The 18616-nt window shown below is 70.9% G+C and carries 25 protein-coding genes and 1 riboswitch; of the genes, 12 read left to right on the forward strand and 13 right to left on the reverse strand.

Features of this window, described 5'->3' with window-relative positions; genetic code table 11:
- Positions 1 to 67: 67 nt before the first annotated feature.
- Together BLT36_RS07410 and BLT36_RS07415 are read right to left on the reverse strand one after the other, a co-directional pair.
- Complete coding sequence (locus BLT36_RS07410; RefSeq protein WP_254787416.1) at positions 68 to 703, reverse strand: exonuclease domain-containing protein; 636 nt, start codon at positions 701 to 703, stop codon at positions 68 to 70.
- Between the two features lie 80 nt (positions 704 to 783).
- On the reverse strand, positions 784 to 1245 hold the full coding sequence (locus BLT36_RS07415) for a hypothetical protein (RefSeq protein ID WP_092093485.1): 462 nt from the start codon (positions 1243 to 1245) through the stop codon (positions 784 to 786).
- 187 nt (positions 1246 to 1432) lie between these two features.
- Between BLT36_RS07415 and ychF the strand changes: the two genes are divergently transcribed.
- The 3 genes from ychF to BLT36_RS07430 are packed head-to-tail and all read left to right on the forward strand — an operon-like array spanning position 1433 to position 3406.
- Positions 1433 to 2506, forward strand: a complete 1074-nt coding sequence (ychF, locus tag BLT36_RS07420) for a redox-regulated ATPase YchF (RefSeq protein WP_092093488.1) — start codon at positions 1433 to 1435, stop codon at positions 2504 to 2506.
- Positions 2507 to 2535: 29 nt separating this feature from the next.
- Positions 2536 to 2901, forward strand: coding sequence for a hypothetical protein (locus BLT36_RS07425; protein ID WP_139166400.1), 366 nt, complete (start codon positions 2536 to 2538; stop codon positions 2899 to 2901).
- Between the two features lie 40 nt (positions 2902 to 2941).
- The gene (locus tag BLT36_RS07430; protein ID WP_092093494.1) at positions 2942 to 3406 is read left to right on the forward strand and encodes a phage tail protein; all 465 of its coding nucleotides are present in this window, start codon (positions 2942 to 2944) and stop codon (positions 3404 to 3406) included.
- An 18-nt stretch (positions 3407 to 3424) separates the two neighbouring features.
- On the opposite strand, the gene BLT36_RS18695 is transcribed toward BLT36_RS07430, so the two are convergent.
- Entirely contained in the window at positions 3425 to 3571 is a 147-nt protein-coding gene (locus tag BLT36_RS18695) for a ribonuclease HepT family protein (protein WP_175529536.1), read from the reverse strand.
- 129 nt (positions 3572 to 3700) lie between these two features.
- Between BLT36_RS18695 and BLT36_RS07435 the strand changes: the two genes are divergently transcribed.
- Positions 3701 to 4045: a hypothetical protein gene (locus BLT36_RS07435; protein ID WP_092093497.1), complete on the forward strand. Its 345-nt coding sequence runs from the start codon at positions 3701 to 3703 to the stop codon at positions 4043 to 4045.
- A 72-nt stretch (positions 4046 to 4117) separates the two neighbouring features.
- On the opposite strand, the gene BLT36_RS07440 is transcribed toward BLT36_RS07435, so the two are convergent.
- From BLT36_RS07440 to BLT36_RS07450, 3 genes are all read right to left on the reverse strand, one after another.
- Positions 4118 to 4405 (reverse strand): hypothetical protein, encoded by a 288-nt coding sequence (locus tag BLT36_RS07440; protein ID WP_092093500.1) that lies wholly within the window; start codon positions 4403 to 4405, stop codon positions 4118 to 4120.
- A gap of 265 nt (positions 4406 to 4670) precedes the next feature.
- Positions 4671 to 5282 carry an HD domain-containing protein gene (locus BLT36_RS07445; RefSeq protein ID WP_092093503.1) on the reverse strand — a complete coding sequence of 204 codons (612 nt, stop codon included), beginning with the start codon at positions 5280 to 5282 and terminating at the stop codon, positions 4671 to 4673.
- 85 nt (positions 5283 to 5367) lie between these two features.
- A complete protein-coding gene (locus BLT36_RS07450; protein WP_092093506.1) occupies positions 5368 to 6144 on the reverse strand; it encodes an isocitrate lyase/PEP mutase family protein in 777 nt (258 codons plus the stop codon).
- A 97-nt stretch (positions 6145 to 6241) separates the two neighbouring features.
- Here BLT36_RS07450 and BLT36_RS07455 point away from each other — a divergent pair, with 97 nt between their 5' ends.
- Complete coding sequence (locus BLT36_RS07455; protein ID WP_092093509.1) at positions 6242 to 7132, forward strand: AraC family transcriptional regulator; 891 nt, start codon at positions 6242 to 6244, stop codon at positions 7130 to 7132.
- A gap of 46 nt (positions 7133 to 7178) precedes the next feature.
- Positions 7179 to 8366 carry a MalY/PatB family protein gene (locus BLT36_RS07460; RefSeq protein ID WP_254787419.1) on the forward strand — a complete coding sequence of 396 codons (1188 nt, stop codon included), beginning with the start codon at positions 7179 to 7181 and terminating at the stop codon, positions 8364 to 8366.
- Positions 8367 to 8614: 248 nt separating this feature from the next.
- Here the strand turns inward: BLT36_RS07460 and BLT36_RS07465 are convergent, their stop codons facing one another.
- The 3 genes from BLT36_RS07465 to BLT36_RS07475 all read right to left on the reverse strand — a co-directional run bounded on the left by BLT36_RS07465 (position 8615) and on the right by BLT36_RS07475 (position 9898).
- Positions 8615 to 8815, reverse strand: a complete 201-nt coding sequence (locus BLT36_RS07465) for a hypothetical protein (protein ID WP_092093514.1) — start codon at positions 8813 to 8815, stop codon at positions 8615 to 8617.
- 17 nt (positions 8816 to 8832) lie between these two features.
- Entirely contained in the window at positions 8833 to 9288 is a 456-nt protein-coding gene (locus tag BLT36_RS07470; RefSeq protein WP_092093517.1) for a GNAT family N-acetyltransferase, read from the reverse strand.
- A gap of 115 nt (positions 9289 to 9403) precedes the next feature.
- Positions 9404 to 9898, reverse strand: a complete 495-nt coding sequence (locus tag BLT36_RS07475) for a GNAT family N-acetyltransferase (RefSeq protein WP_092093520.1) — start codon at positions 9896 to 9898, stop codon at positions 9404 to 9406.
- Positions 9899 to 9966: 68 nt separating this feature from the next.
- On the opposite strand from BLT36_RS07475, the gene BLT36_RS07480 reads away from it, so the two are divergent.
- Entirely contained in the window at positions 9967 to 10854 is an 888-nt protein-coding gene (locus tag BLT36_RS07480) for a LysR substrate-binding domain-containing protein (RefSeq protein ID WP_092093522.1), read from the forward strand.
- A gap of 34 nt (positions 10855 to 10888) precedes the next feature.
- On the opposite strand, the gene BLT36_RS07485 is transcribed toward BLT36_RS07480, so the two are convergent.
- Positions 10889 to 11143 carry a hypothetical protein gene (locus BLT36_RS07485; protein ID WP_092093525.1) on the reverse strand — a complete coding sequence of 85 codons (255 nt, stop codon included), beginning with the start codon at positions 11141 to 11143 and terminating at the stop codon, positions 10889 to 10891.
- 69 nt (positions 11144 to 11212) lie between these two features.
- Here BLT36_RS07485 and BLT36_RS07490 point away from each other — a divergent pair, with 69 nt between their 5' ends.
- Entirely contained in the window at positions 11213 to 11380 is a 168-nt protein-coding gene (locus tag BLT36_RS07490) for a ribbon-helix-helix domain-containing protein (RefSeq protein WP_092093528.1), read from the forward strand.
- The gene (locus tag BLT36_RS07495) at positions 11377 to 12084 is read left to right on the forward strand and encodes a hypothetical protein (RefSeq protein ID WP_092093530.1); all 708 of its coding nucleotides are present in this window, start codon (positions 11377 to 11379) and stop codon (positions 12082 to 12084) included. The genes BLT36_RS07490 and BLT36_RS07495 overlap by 4 nt, the downstream gene beginning before the upstream one ends.
- 7 nt (positions 12085 to 12091) lie before the next feature.
- On the opposite strand, the gene BLT36_RS07500 is transcribed toward BLT36_RS07495, so the two are convergent.
- From BLT36_RS07500 to BLT36_RS07510, 3 genes are all read right to left on the reverse strand, one after another.
- Positions 12092 to 12574 carry an FBP domain-containing protein gene (locus BLT36_RS07500; RefSeq protein WP_175529537.1) on the reverse strand — a complete coding sequence of 161 codons (483 nt, stop codon included), beginning with the start codon at positions 12572 to 12574 and terminating at the stop codon, positions 12092 to 12094.
- 102 nt (positions 12575 to 12676) lie between these two features.
- Positions 12677 to 13414: a M56 family metallopeptidase gene (locus BLT36_RS07505; protein ID WP_175529538.1), complete on the reverse strand. Its 738-nt coding sequence runs from the start codon at positions 13412 to 13414 to the stop codon at positions 12677 to 12679.
- 13 nt (positions 13415 to 13427) lie between these two features.
- Complete coding sequence (locus tag BLT36_RS07510) at positions 13428 to 13802, reverse strand: BlaI/MecI/CopY family transcriptional regulator (protein WP_092093540.1); 375 nt, start codon at positions 13800 to 13802, stop codon at positions 13428 to 13430.
- A gap of 96 nt (positions 13803 to 13898) precedes the next feature.
- A riboswitch (glycine riboswitch) is annotated at positions 13899 to 13999 on the forward strand.
- Positions 14000 to 14149: 150 nt separating this feature from the next.
- On the opposite strand from BLT36_RS07510, the gene gcvT reads away from it, so the two are divergent.
- The 3 genes from gcvT to gcvP are packed head-to-tail and all read left to right on the forward strand — an operon-like array spanning position 14150 to position 18583.
- The gene (gene gcvT / locus BLT36_RS07515) at positions 14150 to 15265 is read left to right on the forward strand and encodes a glycine cleavage system aminomethyltransferase GcvT (protein ID WP_092093543.1); all 1116 of its coding nucleotides are present in this window, start codon (positions 14150 to 14152) and stop codon (positions 15263 to 15265) included.
- Positions 15266 to 15269: 4 nt separating this feature from the next.
- Positions 15270 to 15647 carry a glycine cleavage system protein GcvH gene (gene gcvH / locus BLT36_RS07520; RefSeq protein ID WP_092093546.1) on the forward strand — a complete coding sequence of 126 codons (378 nt, stop codon included), beginning with the start codon at positions 15270 to 15272 and terminating at the stop codon, positions 15645 to 15647.
- The gene (gene gcvP / locus BLT36_RS07525) at positions 15644 to 18583 is read left to right on the forward strand and encodes an aminomethyl-transferring glycine dehydrogenase (protein ID WP_092093549.1); all 2940 of its coding nucleotides are present in this window, start codon (positions 15644 to 15646) and stop codon (positions 18581 to 18583) included. The genes gcvH and gcvP overlap by 4 nt, the downstream gene beginning before the upstream one ends.
- The last annotated feature ends 33 nt before the right edge of the window (positions 18584 to 18616 follow it).

Below are 18616 nucleotides of genomic sequence, written 5' to 3' on the forward strand. Positions count from 1 at the left end.
GGTCGGGGCTCCAGCGGAGCGTGGAACGGTCGGTCCGGGCTGTGCTCGTCGGTCGTGCTCGACCGGTTCAGTCCGCGAAGATCATCGGGCGGTTCGACAGCCGGGGCTGTGCCGCCGTCCGGGGCTTCTCTGCCCGTGCACGCACCGGAGCGATCGTCACACGGGTCGCCGCGCCCAGCGCTTCGACCGTCTCGACGCCGTGGCGGCCGGCAGCGTGCACGACGATCGCGGCGCACGCCTCGGCATCGGCCGCAGCGTCGTGGTGCTGGAAGCCCTCGAACCCGGCGGCCATCGCCGCGACGGGCAGCCGGTACGAGTCGAGCGTGTAGGTCTTGCGGGCGACCTGCAGCGAGCACATCGAGTGGTGCTCGGCGATGTCGATGCCCGTCGCCGAGCACCCGCCCGCGATGACGCCCATGTCGAAGCGGGCGTTGTGCGCGACGAGGACGTCACCCTCGGCGAAGGCCACGATGTCCGGGTACTGCTGCTCCCAGGACTTGGCGTGCAGGACGTCCGAGGCGACGATGCCGTGGATGCGGGTGTTCCACTCGAGGAACGCGTCGTGGCCGAGCGGTGGTCGGATGAACCACGAGGCCCGGTCGACGACCCGGCCCGCGCGGACCTTGACGAGGCCGACCGAGCAAGCGCTGGCTGGCGAGCTGTTGGCGGTCTCGAAGTCGATCGCGGTGAAGTTCAACGGCACGTTCCCGATCGTCGCACGCGGCGCCGACATCGCTGGAAGCCGAGTCGGCGTTGCGCTGCGTCGAGTCCCTCGCCCGAGCGTCAGCGGCGGCGCACCCGGCGAGACCCCCGCCGACGCCGGGCGGTGAGACGCCACGTCGCGCTCCGCCGTGCCTGCTCGCGAGCGAGGTGCGGCGCCAGGATCGTGCCGACGAGTTCGAACGCCAGTGCCGACGCGTCGAGTCGCCACCGTTTCGGCAGCCCCTGCACGTGCGCCGCGAACGCGTCGGCGAACTCCGAGGTCACCGGAGGGAACGCGATGCTCGTCGGGGGCTGGGTGAACCGGTACCGGTCTTCGTCCGCGTGGTCGATCGTGTCGTCCTCGGGGTCGTAGTCGACGAGGACGTCCGCCTCGAGCTCGGCCAGTGCGTCGTGCAGGGCTGCGAGGTCGGCGGGCGAGAGCCCTTCGAGCGCCGCGATCGTCTCCGCGCTGAAGTACCGCCGCTGGCCGCGCGCGTCCGTCCCCATCGAGTGCACACCGCGCCGGTCACGTTCGAACCACATCGACGTCCTCCATCCGTGTCGTGCCGACCACGCTGCCACGGGTGTGTGCGGCACGTCAGGTCCTCCGGTGGATCTGTGGAGAACCCGGGGCCTCCACATGTCGTGGTCGCGCCATCGTGCGGCTCGGTCCGTCCACAGCCGGAGGCGGGGCGGCCCCGTCGTGCAGCCGCCGGTAGGCTGTACTCCCGTGGCACTCACCATCGGAATCGTCGGTCTCCCGAACGTCGGCAAGTCGACCCTGTTCAACGCCCTGACCAAGAACCAGGTCCTCGCCGCGAACTACCCGTTCGCGACGATCGAGCCGAACGTCGGTGTGGTCAACCTGCCCGACCCGCGGCTCGATCAGCTCGCCGAGCTCTTCCACTCGGAGAAGACCGTCCCGGCACCGGTGTCGTTCGTCGACATCGCCGGCATCGTCAAGGGCGCGAGCGAGGGTGAGGGGCTCGGCAACAAGTTCCTCGCGAACATCCGCGAAGCCGACGCCATCGCGCAGGTCGTCCGCGGCTTCGCCGACGACGACGTCGTGCACGTGGCGAACAAGGTCTCGCCGAAGGACGATCTCGAGGTCATCAACACCGAGCTGATCCTCGCCGACCTCGAGACCATCGAGAAGGCGCTGCCCCGGTACGAGAAGACCGTGAAGCTCAAGCAGGCCGAGCCGATCGTGCTCGAGACCGCGAACGAGGCCAAGGCCGAGCTCGAGAAGGGCGTCCTGCTGTCGGCGACGTCGATCGACCTCGAGCCGATCAAGGAACTCGGGCTGCTCAGTGCCAAGCCCTTCATCTTCGTGTTCAACGTCGACGAGGCCGTCCTCACCGACGAGTCCCGCAAGGCGGAGCTGTCCGCGCTCGTCGCCCCCGCGCAGGCCGTGTTCCTCGACGCCAAGATCGAGTCCGAACTCATCGACCTCGACCCCGAGGACGCCGCCGAGCTCCTCGAGTCGACCGGGCAGACCGAGTCCGGCCTCGACCAGCTCGCACGCATCGGGTTCGACACCCTCGGGCTGCAGACCTACCTGACGGCCGGCCCGAAGGAAGCCCGTGCGTGGACGATCGGCAAGGGCTGGAAGGCTCCCCAGGCCGCCGGCGTCATCCACACCGACTTCGAGAAGGGCTTCATCAAGGCCGAGGTCATCTCGTTCCAGGACCTGATGGAAGCCGGCTCGATCGCCGAGGCGCGTGCGCACGGTAAGGCTCGCATCGAAGGCAAGGACTACGTCATGCAGGACGGCGACGTGGTCGAGTTCCGCTTCAACAACTAGAGGTCGGCCTCGTCGACTCGAGGTTCGCGGTGACGGAACCAGACACGACGCGTCCTGCATTGCGCGGCTGGTGGCAGGCACTGATCGACGGCACGATCGAGCGCGAGCGTGCCGTTGACTGGGCGCAGCAACGACTCTCCACCGATTCCTGGGTCGATGAGGTGACGCATCAGGGTCTTCAGATCCTGAACGACTACGGCCAGCAGCGCTGGACCATCGCGAGCGGCCTCGATCACGATCGGGTCTTCCTCGAGTACTGGGACTGGATGGAGACCGTGCAGCAGTTCGAGGACGATCCAGCCGCGTGGAACCGGGCGTACGCCCGGCGCTTCGTCTCGGGGCTGCCGGCGCACCTGCGCGAGCGTGCGGCAGCGTCCTTCGGCCTGATCGACTGAGGCACTAGGTTTGCCCTGAGCCGAGCGCTGAGGAGCACCCATGTCGTACGTCGTCGACTTCGAGAACGTGTCCACCGTGGGGCTCGAGAGTTCGCCGGTGACGGACGCCCTCGCCGGGCTCCGCGCCAACGAAGCGCGGTACTTCAAGAACAAGTACGACCACGTCTTCACGACCCATCCCGCGGCTGACGTGCCGGAACTCGTCGAGTACGTCACCCGGGTCCTGCAAGAGGAGCGGGGTCTCGTCATCGCGTCCCGGCCGCTCGAAGCGACCGAGGTCCTCGTCGACGGCGTGCGGTGGACGTACGTGTTCTACGAGTCGGGGCTCGCGATCAACGTGCTGTACACGCTCGAGCCGGGCGGGAAGCGGGCCGTCGGCTTCAAGCTCTCGGACGGCATGGAGATCCCTGACGAGCTGGCGGACAAGTTCAAGTTCGCCCGGCAGAAGTCGAAGCTCGCCGGCACGATCCGCGGCTCGTTCTTCGTCATCAAGGGCGAGTACTGAAGCGGAGCACCTTGGCGGTCAGTCGACGATCAGGAGGATGATCGCCGGGATCCGGTGTTCGATCACGTCCCAGACGATCTCCTTCCGGGCCTTTCGGTAGTCGTGCGACACGAGGTTCAGGCTCCGTGGAGCGTCGAACGCTTCGCGCCCCTGTCCGACGTTCATCGAGCACTCGCCGGGGAGACAGTATGCGCGAAGCCACTGAGGTCGAAGTGCGACGCGTCCTTGGCCATTGCACGCACATGTTGTGTGTGCACGCATCGCGCGACCCTACCGTCGGTCGCGGGAGGCATCGTGAAGTACATCTACTACGACGGCATCGAGATCATGACGGGGGACGCCATCGCGGACGCGGTCCTCGATTACGCGGCAGTCCTCGGGGCGAACGGTCGGACGGACACCGTGGCGATCCCCGCGGTCGCCGACGACGGCTCGGTCACCCGGACGACGGTCCTGATCGGCCCGGCGAGCGAACTGACGCTGGCCACCGCTCCGGACGACGAGCTCGAACCAGAGGACCACGAGTTCATCCGGCACCTCCGCGCGGCGGCCGAACGCGCGGGTACCGCGCGACCGGTCGACGCCGACGGTGGGAACCGCTTCACGGGCGCGGAGAGCCCGCCCGGCGACGACGACTGAGGCGGACGGAGCCCGGACGCGACGGAAGCCGCCGAGCGGTGCTCGGCGGCTTCCGTGTGTGGAGCGGGTGGCTCAGGCGGCGAGGGCCAGTTCGCCTCCGCGGACGCGCTGCGCCTGCACGAGCGTGCGGCTCGCCTCGCCGCGCCACGAGCGGCCCGGCACGGTCCAGCCGGCCTCGCCGTCGATGTCCACGCGGGCACCACGGGTGATGAAGAGACCGAGGTCGTCGGCGGGGATGCGGACGAGGTACTCGCGCTGCGAGTACTCGTCGCGCACACCGAACTCGGCGATGCGGTCGGGGGAGACGGTCGGGGCCGCGAGTGCGGTCCCGCTGATGGTGATTCGTTCGTTGCTGGTCATGGTGTTGCGGTACTTCCTGGTCGTTCGGCGCCCAGGGCGACTCGGTGTCGGCGGACGTCTCAGTCCTGCGCGACGCATCGAGTGCGGGGCGCGCACGTCGCGTTTCAACGTGCAGCTCGTCCGTTCGGATCGAGCGGGGTCTCGCGGGAATGCGACTCGGGTGAGTCGGCTTCGAGACGGTTCGGTGTGCGCGAGTCAGATGGGTTCGCTGCAATGCACCAAACAGACACACTACACGGGGTCCGGGTGGAAGTCCAGTGCCGTCTCACGAAGCGAGGAAGGTGTCCCAGCGCTCGCCGCCGGCGGCCACGTTCCCGGAGCCGTCCAACCGAGCGGACGACGACGACGGCTTCCGGCCGGCTTGCTCGTGGACGAGGCCGTCGAACGTCGCCGAGAAGTCGAGGCGCGGCACGGCGTTCGTGACGGCACGCAGGTCGTCGGCGTCCCACCGCTCGAAGCCCACGCCCGACACGTCGAGTGAGGTCGCGACCTCGAGCAGGTGCCCCTCGGCGTCGAGGGCGGGGTCGACGGATGTCCACATGTGCCGCTCGATCACCTCGCCGACGCGACGGGCTCGGATGGGGTCCCACCCGGCTCCGAGCGCGAAGACGCTGCCGACCGCGCCACCCGCGTCCTCGAACGGCACGGCGTGCGCATCGAACGGCGGGGTCACGCCGAGGTCGTGCAGCATGGTCGCGACGAAGAGGAGCTCGCGGTCGGGATCGAGTCCGACGGACGGTGCGAGGAGCGACGCCCACGCCCACGAGCGCAGGCAGTGGTTCACGAGCGCCGGAGACGACCAGGTGCGAGCGGCATCGAGCGCCCGCGCGGCCACGGGGGAGGGCGGTGCGAGCAGTGCGTCGACGTCCAGGCTCATGGCACGACAGTAGCGGCCGTTCCGGCAGCAGACGGCCTGGAGGCGCGGCGCCAGCTGGCACCGCGCCTCCAGGCCCGCAGGTCGTTCAGTTCAGGGTCGGGGTGTCCTCGGGCACGACGCCACCGCCGTAGAGATCGGTCGCCAGGTCACGCAGCGCGCGGAGCGCGACGCGCTGCGTCAGCGGGCCGTACGAGATGCGCGCGACGCCGAGTGCCTCGTACTCGGCCGCCGGCAGTGCTCCGGGCAGGCCGATGACGGAGAGCTTCCCGCGGCCGAGGCCCTCGACGAGTCGTTCGACGACGGAGCGCTCGATCGCTCCCGGCACGAACACCAGGGCGGCGCCGTTGTCGAGGAACGCCTTGCCACGGGCGATCGCGTCGGCGATGCTCTCGTCGATCGGACGGTCCCCGCCCCGCGCGATCGCGTCGGTGCGGGCGTTGAGCTGGAAGTCGACGCCCTCGGCCCGCGCTGCCGCGGTGATGGCGGCGACACGGGCGACGGCCTCGTCGAAGGGGCGGAGGCGGTCCTCCACGTTGGCGCCCACGATGCCGGAGCCGATCGCACGACGGATCGTCTCGGCGGGGTCCTCGTACCCGTCGTCGAGGTCCGCCGTGACGGGGAGGTCCGTCGCGGCTGCGACCGTGGCGGCACCGGCGAGGGCGAGGTCGAGCGGCATCCCGCCGTCCTCGTACCCGTGTGAGGCGGCGATCGAGTGCCCGGCCGTCGCGATCGCCTTCGTCTCGGGGAGGTCGCTGACGACCTTCGCGCTGATCGCGTCCCACACGTTCACCACCCGCAGGATCTCGGGGGCTTCGTGCAGCTGCTTGAGGATGGACGCCTTGTCGGCGGTGCTCGTGCTCATGACCCAGACAGTAGGCCGACCGACCCGGGCAGGGATCATCGTGTCCGTCGCGCGACGTCACCGTAGCGTCGAGGACACCACCAGGAAGGACACCGACATGGAGCGTTGGAACGAGGCGATCGCCGCGGTCGAGGAACACCTCGACGGCGGCCCGGACGACACCGTGCTCGACGTCGACGAACTCGCGCGCATCACCGGGACGAGCGAGTACCACTTCCGGCGGGTGTTCTCCGCGCTCGCCGGGATGCCGCTCTCCGAGTACGTCCGACGTCGCCGGATGACGCTCGCCGCCGCCGTCATCGCCTCGGGGACGACGACCCTCTCGGACGTCGCCGCACGCTTCGGGTACGGCTCGGCCGATGCGTTCGGGCGGGCGTTCCGCGCCGTGCACGGCATCGGGCCGCAGGAGGCGCGCGAGCCCGGCACAGTGTTCCGGTCGCAGGGTCGGCTGTCCTTCCGTCTCACCGTCGAAGGGAGCACTCCCGTGCAGTACCGCCTCGTCCAGAAACCCGCCTTCCGTCTCATCGGACGCTCGACCCGTGTCCCGCTCGTGTACGAGGGGCCGAACGACGCGATCCAGGCGTTCGAACGCAGCATCACCCCTGAGGACCGGGAGCGCATCGCCGGACTGTCCGACCAGGAGCCGTCGGGCGTGCTGTCGGTGTCCGATGCGTTCACCGAGGGCCGCGCGGACGGCAGTCTCCTCCGTTACTCGGTCGTCGCCGCCACCTCGGTCGAGAGCGCACCGGGCCTCGACGTCATCGAAGTGCCGGCTGCGACCTGGGCGGTGTTCTCCGGCTCGGGACCGGTGCCCGGAGCGATCCAGGTGCTGTGGCCGCAGGCGTTCGGGGAGTGGCTGCCCGCCAACCCGTACCGTCTCGTGGCGGCGCCGGAGATCGCTCGTGTCCGGCTCGCACCCGGCGGCCGTACCGCGGAGGCCGAGCTCTGGCTCGCGGTCGAGCCCGAGCCCGCAGACGACGCGAGATGACGGCCGGACTCGCGCCGGGCCTCCAGTCCGATGCATGCTGGGACGCATGGCGAACGACGAGGAGGACCCGGTCGGCACGCTCCGCGGGGTCCGCACGAGCATCAAATGGACGCGGTACGCGCCCGACGTGCTGCCGCTCTTCGTCGCCGAGATGGACCACGACGTCGCCCCGGAGATCCGGCAGGCGCTCATCGAGCGGGTGCAGCAGTCCGATCTCGGCTACCTCGACGGGCCGGGCCCGCTCGCGCCGGTGTTCGCCGCGTTCGCGCTCGACCGGTGGGGCTGGGAGATCGACCCGTCGCGCATCCACCTCGCGACCGACGTCAGCGTCGGCATCGTGGAGTCGCTGCGCCTCGCGTTGCCCGACGGCGGTCGTGTCGCCATCACGCCGCCGGTCTACCCGCCGTTCTTCGAGCTCGTCGACGAGGCCCGATGTCAGGTCGAGGAGGTCCCGCTGCTCGAGCAGTGGGGGACGTACCGGCTCGACCTCGAGGGACTCGAGCGGGCGTTCGCGAGCGGGGTCGGCGTCTTCCTGCTCTGCAACCCGCACAACCCCGTCGGCCTCGTGCACGACCGTGCCGACCTCCTCGCGATCGCCGAACTCGCGGCGAAGTACGACGTCCTCGTCATCAGCGACGAGATCCACGCCCCGCTGACCCACCCCGGCGTCGCGTTCACGCCGTTCGCGGCGATCGCCGAGCCGGTCGGCGCCCGGAGCGTCTGCGTGACGAGCGCGAGCAAGGGCTGGAACCTCGCGGGCGTGAAGTGCTCGATCATCGTCGCCGGTGACGACCGGACCGCCGCCCTCCTCGACACCCTGTGGGAAGAGGTCGCCTGCCGCACGAGCATCCTCGGCCTGCACGCGAACCTGGCGGCGTTCACCGTCGGGACCACCTGGCTCGACGGCGTGGTGTCCCAGATCGTGGCGAACGACCGGCTGCTCGCGAAGCTCCTCGCCGAGCACCTGCCCGGGGTGGTCTACACGCGGCCGCGCGCCGGCTACCTGGCGTGGCTCGACTTCCGGGGGATCGGCCTCGGGGACGACCCAGCCGTGCCGCTGCGGGAGAACGCCTACGTCGCGCTGAACTCCGGGCTCGGGTTCGGGACGCAGGGACGTGGGTTCGCGCGGCTGAACCTCGCGTGCTCGCCGGACACGCTGCGCGAGGCGGTGCTGCGGATCGCGGCGGCCTACCCGTCGAGCGCGCAGGAGGGGCTGGTCTGGCACGTCGCGTGAGCGGCGTGCGTCCGGCTGTGGTCGGGTGCGGCTGCCTGGAGGCGCGGCTGGCGTCCGGCGGTTCGGCTCCGTCCGTTGCGGCAACGGTCGTTCCTCCACAGTGCCGCCGTCGTGAACACGTTCCACTGATCCTGAACGCGCCGCCCGACGTACCACTCGGGTTCGGCACCGTCGGTGCATGCACCGTCAGTCATCGTCATCGCCTTCGCCTCCGGCAGCCGGTGGCTGCGGCACGCTGAGCCGGGGCGTCAGGCGACGTACTGGTTGCGACCGACGACGCGGATCGACAGGTCGACCTCGCGGACGGGCACCTCTTCGGTCAGTGCGATCCATTCGCGGGCCACGAACCCGACGGACGGCCACCGCGTGACCTCGGTCACCAGGAAGCCGTCGATGAACACCTGCCATGCGCCGCGTTCGCGGACGGCCTGCACCTCGTGTGTCGCCATGGCGCGAGCGTACCGGCTCAGCCCACGCGCTTCGCGTAGTACCGCAGCGTGGGGACCTCACCGGACGGCTTGCACCAGTCAGCCGGGCCACGTCCGGTCAGGCACCAGCCCCGTCGTTCGTAGAGCCGCCACGCATCGGGCGTCTCCTCGGTGACGTCGAGCCGCACATGCGTGCCCGGAGCCGCGTCCTCGGCGGCGGCGAGCAGTGCGTCCGCGACCCCCTTGCCACGGTGGGCCGGGTCGACGAACAGTCGGGTGACCTCGGCCATCCGACCGGGTGCCGGGACGGCGACGCCGACGTGGCCGACCACCTGGTCGTCGTCCATCGCGACCCAGGCACCGAGGAGGCCGTCGGGGGAGATCCAGTCGCGCGGGGCGTCCGGCCAGGTCGACGGGTAGCCCGCGCCGTGGACGCGCCAGAGCACCTCGACCAGTGGGTCGAGGTCGGTCTCGGCTCGCTCGTGGATCCGCATCTCGTCGGACGCTATCGGACGGCGGGACGCGATGGTCAGTGTTCCCGTCGATCGGTCCTCGGTCGACGCGCTGCCGTGAGCACCGGTCAGGCGGTGCCCGCCGCTGGTGCGGTGGTCAGCTGAGGTCGAGCGCCATGTGCACGTCGGCACGTACGTACGGGCTCGGGGCGACCTCGTCGTGTCCGAGGTGTCGGAAACCGAACGCCTCGTAGAGGTGCACGGCACTGGCGAGCTGCGCGTTGCTCTCGAGGACGACCCGGTGCGCGCCGAGGTCCCGAGCGCGGTCGAGGGCTGCAACGATGAGCTTCCGCCCGGTGCCGTGCCCCTGGTGCGCCGGGGAGACGGCCATCTTCACGAGTTCGAACACCCCCGGCGCCACGGGTGCGATCCCGACGCAGCCGATCACCGTGTCCCCGAGTCGAGCGACGAACGCGGCGCCTCCCGGTTCGACGATCTGTCCGACGGGGTCACCGAGGAGCTTGCGGTCTTCGTCTTCGAGCGTGAAGAACTGGCTGATCCACGCTTCGTTGAGCGTGCGGAAGGCGTCGGAGTCGGCCGGGGTGGCGATGTCGGTGATGACGAGGGCGTCGGCGGTGGTCGCATCGGGCATGGTCCAATCCTCGGTGGTCCGCCGTGCTGGGTCCAATACTCGTTCGCGCTCATCGATAACCTGGGTGCATGGATCGCGCACCCGATGTCGACCTCCGGCAGCTCCGGGCGTTCCTCGCCGTCGCCGACGAACTGCACTTCGGTCGCGCTGCCGCGCTCCTGCGCATCGCGCAGCCTGCTCTGTCGCAGCAGATCAGGCGCACCGAGCGCGAACTCGGCGTCGACCTCTTCGTCCGGACGAGCCGCAGCGTCGCCCTGACCCCGGCCGGCCGGGTACTGCAGGGCCGGGCTCGCTCACTGCTCCAGCAGGCGCGGCGGGACCTCGACGAAGCCGTGCGGGTGGGCCGCGGCGAGGTCGGTCGGCTCGACGTCGGCTTCGTCGTCTCGGCGCTGCCGCTCGGCCCGATCGAACGCGTGCAGGCGTTCCGGGAGCGCTACCCGCTCGTCCGCGTCGAACTCACCGAGGGGTACTCGTCGCAGCTGCTCGCCCGCATCGTCCGGGGCGAGCTCGACCTGGCGATCGTCCGCGACCCCGACCCGGACCCCGCCGTGCGCTTCCTGCCGTTCCGGAGCGAGCGGTTCGTCGCCGCGGTTCCGCGAGGACACCGGCTCGCCGGCCGGTCGTCGATCCGCGGGACGGAACTCGTCGACGACCCGTTCGTGTTCTTCCCCGCGGAGGCCGGCGCGCTCGCCACCGAACGCAACCTCGCCCCGGTCGTCTCCGGTGGTCGCCGGCCGGTCGTGGTGCAGGAGGCGACCACCTGGGCGACCGTGCTGCACCTGGTCGGCGCCGGGCTGGGTGTGACGGTCGCGCCGGAGAGTGCGACCCTCGCTGCGCCGGAGACGGTCGTGCTGCTCCCGCTCGAGGGGGACGCGCACCGGAGCGAGCTGTCCTGGGCGGCGCGGACCGGCGACGACCGCGAGATCCTGCGGAACTTCGTCGCGGCCACGGAGTGACCGGAGCCAGCCGGTGCTGGCTCGACCAGCGGTGTCAGCCGAGCGGGAGCACCGGCGCTCGCTGATCGCCGAGCTCGTCCTCGCGCCACGGCCGCGACCCCCGCAGCGTCAGCCCGAGCTGGACGAGCACGAACGCGACGTGGGGTTCGACGTCCGGGTCCCAGGACCCCTCGACGCCGAGTCCGAGCGCGCCGAGCTCGTCGTCCGCCTCGTCGCGCAGGCTGAGGCGCCAGCGACCGTCGCCCGCTTCCTCGACGACGGCCCACCGGGCGGTGCTGAATCGGCTCACGGATCCACGGTAGTGCGGCCGTCGGGTCCAGGCCGTGACAACGGCGATCGGCAGGGCTATATTGCTAGCATGGTAGCCGAAGCGAGCAGTCCGAAGGTGCAGTTCAACGTGTACCTGCCCGCCGAACTCGTGCGGGAACTCAAGCACCGCGCGATCGACGAGGGCGTCTCGCTCTCGGCGCTCGTCGAGCGCATCGCCGCGCAGTACGTGTCCGATTCCGAAGGGGGATCCCGATGACCATCACCGTCCAGCAGATCCAGTACACGACCGACCCGCTCGCGTGGCACGCCCTGGCACGGGCACTCGGGCTCGAGCAGCTTCCCGGTGGCACCGCGGTGTGGACGGAGTTCGCCGGCGACGGCGTCCTCGCCGTGCACCGCGTCGACGCCACGGCTGACGAGCGCACGGAGATCACGGTCCTCGTCGACTCGTCGACGGCGCTCGACGAGCTGGAGCGCGCGCTCCTCGCAACGGGGGCCGCGGTCCGCCGCACGGTGCTGGACGACATCGGCCCGCTGCTCGTGGTCGACGGGCCGCTCCCGCTGACCGCGACGGTCAGCGCGTCCGCTTCGGTCCCCGGCGCCGCGCTCACCACGATGCCGATCTGGTACGGCGATGACCTCACGGCTCCGGCGGCGCTCGCCGAAGCGGCCGGTCTCCGCCGCCGTCTCACGTCGGACAGCGGGGTGTGGGCGGACTTCACCGCGGATGGTGGCGGAGCCCTCGCGCTGCACCGCGCCGACCAGGACGGCGTCGAGCTGTCGTTCGAGTACACCGGTGACCTCGACGCCCTCGCTGCGCGATTGACCGAGGCTGGGTACGCGCCGCGCATCGTCGACGAGGCGTACAACCGCACCCTGCGTGTCGCGCGCCCGGACGGCCCGGACCTGTGGGTGAACGGCGTCCAACAGGACCTGTACGGCTACACCCGCTCGAGCTGAGTCGCCGCTACGCCGTCTTCATGATGTCGGCGGTGAAGTTCCGGATGCGTCCGAGCAACGACTCGCCCCGCATGGCGATCGTGGCCGGCGGGTTGAGGTGCGGTGGAGCGGTGCGGATGAGCATCGGGCAGCCGAGGTCCTCGCAGATGTAGGTACCGATGGTGTTGCCGTTCCGACCGGACTCACCGGCGCGGGCGGCCGAGAACAGGCGCACCTGCGTCGCGGGCTGCGGGGAGTGGCAGAACGAGCACATCGCGGCGATGCCCGGACGGAGGGAACCACCGGCGGCGCGGACGACGATGCCCACCGGCTGGTCGTCGATCCAGGAGACGATGTAGCCGCGGCGGGCTGCTTGCGGGTCACGCCACCCGAGGAACTCGCGTTCGTCCCACAGCGTCTCGTGCAGGCCGGGGATCGGCAGCTGGGCGAGTTCGTCCGGGGTGGCGTTCACGAACGACGAACGGATGTCTGCTTCGGTCAGTGGCTTCACGGTGTCTTCACCATATGCCTCGCCTCCGACAGGTGGGAACCAGGAGGGTCGCCGGGGATCAGGCGAGTCGCCGGGGATCTGCGCAGTCGCGGATCGCCCCGCTCAGGAGAGCCGGGAGGCACGGATCGCCCCGAGCGCGCTCGTCTCGTCCGCCACCAGGACGGCCCGGCGCAGGGCGTCGCGTCCGACACGGCGGGCCGCCGCGTCGTCCGCCGCGAACTCGACGAGGACGCGCGTCGAGCGCGCCATGGCGCGCGCGCCGGGGATCCACGGGACCGCACGTTCGATCGATTCGGCGATGGCGACCGCGACCGCGTGGTGCTGGGTCAGGTGCGCTCGCTCGTGGGCGACCACGGCCTCCAGTTCGTCCGTGCGGAGACGGTCCGCCAGCCCGGTGCTCACCAGCACCCCACCGGAGCGGCCGGGCACGGCGCAGGCGAGTGCGTGGTCGGCCTCGACGACGGCGACGGGGGTGCCGTCGATCTCGCGGTGCGGGGCGGTGCCCGACCGGATCGCCTCGCGGACCGCCTCGTGCTCCGGACCCGGGCGGACGCGGACCGCGATGACGAACGCCAGCACACCGAGCAGCGCGACCCCGAGGTTGAGACCGTGCGTGGGGGAGTCACTCAGCCGGAACGGGTCCGTGATCGGTCGGCCGGCGAGGACCACGAGCGTGATGCCCACGACGAATCCGACGACCCCGAGGAGGACGGCGACGGACCACGACACGAGGGCGGTGCGGGGACGGTCGATCGTCCACGCGGACCGGGTCAGGAGCCGGGGCGCGACGACCACGACCGCGAGGGCGAGCGCGATGAGGACGACTCCGGCGACGACCACGGCGGTCCGACCGTCAGGAGCGGGCTCGGGCGTCGAGGGCGCGGCGGAGGACGTCCAGGTCATCGGAGGCGAGAGAGCCGGTGAACTGGAGGAGGGCGGCTTCGCGGTCGGTCGCGGCGGCGAGGGCGTTCGACATCAGCGATGCCGTCTGCTCCTCCCTGCTGTTCGTCGCGCGGAAGGTGAGCGGGGCGTCGTCGTGCTGCTGCCGCTCCACCTGCCCCTTGCGGCCGAGGCGGTCGAGCACGGTGAGCACCGTCGTCAGGGCGGGACGGGGTTCGGGGAAGGCATCGAGCACCTGGCGCGCGGTCATCCCCTGGTCCGCCGACCAGAGCGCGTCGAGCACCGCCTGCTCGAGCTGCCCGCGTGGGCGCGATCGCTGACCTGCCATCCCGGCATTCTACGAGATGTCGAAGCACGGCACACGACACATGCCCGTAACGCGGGCTGGGTATGCTCGTGCGCGGACAACTGAACACCCGGCCGCTCATCCGTCGCGGGAGAGCCGTCCGGTGCCACGGCACCGCGGACGGCACCGAAGGAGCAATCTCCCCGCCAATCTCTCAGGTCCAACACCGCCACGGGCAGGCCACTCTGAAAAGCAGACGCAGTGCGTCTCGCCCACGGTGAAAGCCGCCGGACCTCACGGGCCGCGGTGAAACTCTCAGGCACATGACAGAGGGGGAGTTCCGCCCGACGATGGTCGTCGGGTCCTGTCGATGCCAGGAGAACTCCGCAATGCGTTCGTCCCCCCTCGAAGCCGCGCACGAAGCCGCCGGTGCCACCTTCACCGACTTCGCCGGCTACCGCATGCCCGTGCGGTACTCGTCCGACCTGGCCGAACACCACGCGGTGCGGCAGGCGGCCGGTGTGTTCGACCTCTCGCACATGGCGGAGATCGGGGTCACCGGTCCGGCCGCGGTGCCGTTCCTCGACCATGCGCTCGCCGGGTCCTTCGGCGCGATGCCCGTCGGCAGGGCGAAGTACTCGCTCCTCCTCGCCGAGGACGGCGGGATCCTCGACGACCTCGTCGTCTACCGCACCGACGAGGACGTGTTCCTCGTCGTCGCGAACGCCTCGAACCGGCAGGTCGCGGTCGACGCCCTGACCGCGCGGGCGGACGGCTTCGACGTCGAGGTCTCCGACGACTCCGACAACACCGCGCTCGTGGCGATCCAGGGTCCGGCCGCCGCAGGCACGCTCGACGCCCTCGTCGTCGCCGACCGCCTGCAGCCGGAGACCCCGCTCGACGAGCTCGGCTACTACCGGGTGCTGCACGCGCTGTTCGACGGAGCCGATGTCCTGGTGGCCCGCACCGGCTACACGGGCGAGGACGGCTTCGAGCTGTACAGCGACCCGGCCGTGGCCACCGAGATCTGGGATGCGCTGCTCGACACCGGTGCCGACCGTGGTGTCGTGCCCGCCGGGCTCGCCGCACGGGACACCCTCCGGCTCGAGGCGGGCATGCCCCTCTACGGGCACGAGCTCGGCACCGACGTGCGCCCGGCGCAGGCCAGGCTCGGCCGGGTCGTCGCCAAGGACGGCGACTTCGTGGGGGCCGACGGCGTCGTCCCCGCCGAGGACGCCCGTGTGCTCGTCGGACTCGTGACCGAGGGCCGCCGGGCTCCGCGTGCCGGGTACGACGTCGTCCTCGACGGCGTCGTCGTCGGCACGGTCACGTCGGGTGCCCTGTCCCCGACGCTCGGTCACCCGGTCGCGATGGCCTTCGTTGACCCGGCCGCACTCGCCGCCGTGTCCGACGGGGGACAGGTCCTCCACATCGACGTCCGCGGTACGGCCATCCCCAGCACCGTCACCGCGTTCCCCTTCTACCGCCGCCCTGAGAAAGGCTGAGCCCATGACCGACCAGACCGCACTGCAGTACACCGCCGACCACGAGTGGCTGCTCGTCGAGGGCGACACCGTCACCGTCGGCATCACCGACCACGCCGCCGAGCAGCTCGGTGACGTCGTCTACGTCGAACTCCCGTCCGTGGGCACCACCACGACCGCCGGCGAGCAGATCGGCGAGATCGAGTCGACCAAGAGCGTCGGCGAGCTCTTCGCACCGATCGAAGGCGAGGTCGTCGAGGTCAACGACGCCGTGGTCGATGCGCCCGACACCGTCAACCAGGACCCGTTCGGCACCGGTTGGCTCGTCAAGATCAAGGTCGACGGCACCTCCTTCCCCGAGGACCTGATGGACCACGACGCGTACCGGGCGTCCATCGCATGACCGGGCCCACCGAGCACCGCGGGTTCCAGAACCTGCAGACGACCTTCGCGGACCGGCACATCGGCACCACCGACGCCGATCAGCGCACCATGCTCGACGCCGTCGGGCAGGACTCGCTCGACGCGCTCGTCCGCGCCGCCATCCCCGAGTCCATCCACGCCGCACCGGTGACGCACTCGTCGATCCCGGCGGCCGTCGGCGAGACCGAGGCGCTCGCCGAACTCCGTGCGAAAGCCGGTCGCAACACCGTCCGGCGCGCGATGATCGGCCTCGGCTACCACGGCACCCACACGCCCGCCGTGATCCAGCGCAACGTGCTCGAGAACCCGAGCTGGTACACCGCGTACACGCCGTACCAGCCGGAGATCTCGCAGGGACGGCTCGAGGCGCTCATCAACTTCCAGACGATGGTCTCCGACCTGACCGGCATGGCGACCGCCGGTGCGTCCATGCTCGACGAGGGCACCGCCGTGGTCGAGGGCATGCTCCTCGCCCGTCGTGCCTCGAAGGTCAAGGGCGACGCCTTCCTCGTCGACGCCGACCTCCTGCCGCAGACCCGTGCGCTGCTCGACCACCGTGCCGAGGCCGTCGGGATCTCCCTGCGCGAGTTCGACGCGGTCACCGGACCGAGCGACGAGCAGCTCGACGGCGCCTTCGGCGTGATCCTGCAGTACCCCGGTGCCTCCGGCCGGATCGTCGACCCGTCGACCACCATCGAGCGCATCCACGTCGGCGGGGGCATCGCCGTCGTCGCGGCGGACCTCCTCGCGATGACGCTCCTCGCGAGCCCGGGTGACCTCGGCGCCGACGTGTCCGTGGGCACGAGCCAGCGCTTCGGCGTCCCGCTCGGCTTCGGCGGCCCGCACGCCGGGTACCTCGCCGTGCGCGCCGGGCTCGAGCGCCAGCTGCCCGGTCGTCTCGTCGGGGTGTCCTTCGACGCCGACGGGCAGATGGCCTACCGCCTCAGCCTGCAGACCCGAGAGCAGCACATCCGACGCGAGAAGGCGACGAGCAACATCTGCACGGCGCAGGTCCTCCTGGCAGTGATGGCCTCGATGTACGCGGTCTACCACGGGCCCGAGGGTCTCCGCTTCATCGCCGATCGCGTCGCCCGCACCACCGGTGCGCTCGCAGCGGTGGCCGCGGACGCCGGGGTCGAGGTCGTGCACGACGCGTTCTTCGACACGGTGACGTTCCGTGCCGCCGGTCGCGCCGGCGAACTCGTCGACGCCGCGCGCGACGCCGGGTACCTCCTGCACCTGGTCGACACCGACACGTTCCAGGCGTCCGTCGACGAGACCACCACGCCGGACGACGTCGTCGCGCTGGCCAGGGTGTTCGGAGCCGACGAGGTGACGGTCCCCGCGACCGAGACCGCCGTCCGTGACGCGGCCACGCGCCTCCCGTCCGCACTGCAGCGCGAGAGCGACTACCTGACGCACCCCGTCTTCAGCGCGCACCGCTCCGAGACCCGGATGATGCGCTACCTCAAGCACCTCGCCGACAAGGACTACGCGCTCGACCGCGGCATGATCCCGCTCGGCAGCTGCACGATGAAGCTCAACGCGGCGACCGAGATGGCCGCGGTGACGTGGCCGGAGTTCGCGAACGTACACCCGTTCGCCCCGCGCGAGGACGTCACGGGGTACCTCGACATGATCGACGACCTCGAGACCTGGCTGGCCGAGGTCACCGGGTACGACACGGTGTCCCTGCAGCCCAACGCCGGCAGCCAAGGCGAGCTCGCGGGGCTGCTCGCGATCCGCGGGTACCACCGGGCGAACGGCGACGACGAGCGCACGGTCTGCCTCATCCCGTCGAGCGCGCACGGCACGAACGCCGCCTCCGCGGTCCTCGCCGGCATGAAGGTGGTCGTGGTCGCGTGCGACGAGAACGGCAACGTCGACCTCGACGACCTCCGCGCGAAGACCGTGCAGCACGGCGACCAGCTCGCCGCGCTGATGATCACCTACCCGTCGACCCACGGCGTCTACGAGCACGACATCCGCGAGATCTGCGATGCCGTGCACGACGCCGGTGGTCAGGTCTACGTGGACGGCGCGAACCTCAACGCGCTCCTCGGGCACGCCCGGTTCGGCGACTTCGGCGGCGACGTCTCGCACCTCAACCTGCACAAGACGTTCTGCATCCCGCACGGCGGCGGCGGACCCGGGGTGGGGCCGGTCGCGGCGAAGGCACACCTCGCGCCGTTCCTGCCCGGTCACCCGTTCGCGCAGGACGCCGACCGGCGGACCGGTGCCGCGGCCTCGACCACCGAGGGGCGCCTCGCGCACTCCGGCGGTCCGGTCAGCGCGGCGCCGTACGGAAGCCCGAGCATCCTGCCGATCACGTGGACCTACGTCCGGATGATGGGGCTCGAGGGACTGACGCGGGCGACCGAGGCGGCGGTCCTCGGCGCGAACTACATCGCGGCTCGCCTGCGCGACGCCTTCCCGGTGCTCTACACGGGCGAGGACGGCCTCGTCGCGCACGAGTGCATCCTCGACCTCCGTCCGCTCCGCGACACCACCGGCATCACGGTCGACGACGTCGCGAAGCGCCTGGTGGACTACGGCTTCCACGCGCCGACGATGTCGTTCCCCGTGGCCGGTACGCTCATGGTCGAACCGACCGAGAGCGAAGACCTCGCCGAGCTGGACCGCTTCGTCGACGCGATGCTCGCCATCCGCGCCGAGGCCGCTGCCGTCGAGCGGGGTGAGTGGCCGGCGGACGACAACCCGCTCGTGCACGCACCGCACACGGCGTCGTCGGTGATCTCGGGGGACTGGCAGCACGCTTACACCCGTGAGCAGGCGGTCTACCCGCTGCCGGGCATCAGCGGCCGGAAGTACTGGCCGCCGGTGCGGCGCATCGACCAGGCGTACGGCGACCGCAACCTGGTGTGCGCGTGCCCGCCGGTCGAGGCCTTCGCGTAGCGAGGCGCGCTCTCGACGAGACCACGAACGGAC

This window comes from Curtobacterium sp. UNCCL20, from assembly GCF_900101675.1.
Taxonomy (GTDB): domain Bacteria; phylum Actinomycetota; class Actinomycetes; order Actinomycetales; family Microbacteriaceae; genus Curtobacterium.

Bases quoted from the DNA above. Each gene is read 5' to 3' on its own strand.
- BLT36_RS07490 (WP_092093528.1), top strand. From the start codon at position 11,213: ATGGTAGCCGAAGCGAGCAGTCCGAAGGTGCAGTTCAACGTGTACCTG.
- BLT36_RS07445 (WP_092093503.1), bottom strand. From the start codon at position 5,282: ATGAGCCTGGACGTCGACGCACTGCTCGCACCGCCCTCCCCCGTGGCC.
- gcvT (WP_092093543.1), top strand. From the start codon at position 14,150: ATGCGTTCGTCCCCCCTCGAAGCCGCGCACGAAGCCGCCGGTGCCACC.
- BLT36_RS07450 (WP_092093506.1), bottom strand. From the start codon at position 6,144: ATGAGCACGAGCACCGCCGACAAGGCGTCCATCCTCAAGCAGCTGCAC.
- gcvP (WP_092093549.1), top strand. From the start codon at position 15,644: ATGACCGGGCCCACCGAGCACCGCGGGTTCCAGAACCTGCAGACGACC.
- BLT36_RS07440 (WP_092093500.1), bottom strand. From the start codon at position 4,405: ATGACCAGCAACGAACGAATCACCATCAGCGGGACCGCACTCGCGGCC.
- gcvH (WP_092093546.1), top strand. From the start codon at position 15,270: ATGACCGACCAGACCGCACTGCAGTACACCGCCGACCACGAGTGGCTG.
- BLT36_RS07415 (WP_092093485.1), bottom strand. From the start codon at position 1,245: ATGTGGTTCGAACGTGACCGGCGCGGTGTGCACTCGATGGGGACGGAC.
- BLT36_RS07470 (WP_092093517.1), bottom strand. From the start codon at position 9,288: ATGCGGATCCACGAGCGAGCCGAGACCGACCTCGACCCACTGGTCGAG.
- BLT36_RS07475 (WP_092093520.1), bottom strand. From the start codon at position 9,898: ATGCCCGATGCGACCACCGCCGACGCCCTCGTCATCACCGACATCGCC.
- BLT36_RS18695 (WP_175529536.1), bottom strand. From the start codon at position 3,571: ATGAACGTCGGACAGGGGCGCGAAGCGTTCGACGCTCCACGGAGCCTG.
- BLT36_RS07480 (WP_092093522.1), top strand. From the start codon at position 9,967: ATGGATCGCGCACCCGATGTCGACCTCCGGCAGCTCCGGGCGTTCCTC.
- BLT36_RS07510 (WP_092093540.1), bottom strand. From the start codon at position 13,802: ATGGCAGGTCAGCGATCGCGCCCACGCGGGCAGCTCGAGCAGGCGGTG.
- BLT36_RS07495 (WP_092093530.1), top strand. From the start codon at position 11,377: ATGACCATCACCGTCCAGCAGATCCAGTACACGACCGACCCGCTCGCG.
- BLT36_RS07460 (WP_254787419.1), top strand. From the start codon at position 7,179: ATGGCGAACGACGAGGAGGACCCGGTCGGCACGCTCCGCGGGGTCCGC.
- BLT36_RS07465 (WP_092093514.1), bottom strand. From the start codon at position 8,815: ATGGCGACACACGAGGTGCAGGCCGTCCGCGAACGCGGCGCATGGCAG.
- BLT36_RS07430 (WP_092093494.1), top strand. From the start codon at position 2,942: ATGTCGTACGTCGTCGACTTCGAGAACGTGTCCACCGTGGGGCTCGAG.
- BLT36_RS07455 (WP_092093509.1), top strand. From the start codon at position 6,242: ATGGAGCGTTGGAACGAGGCGATCGCCGCGGTCGAGGAACACCTCGAC.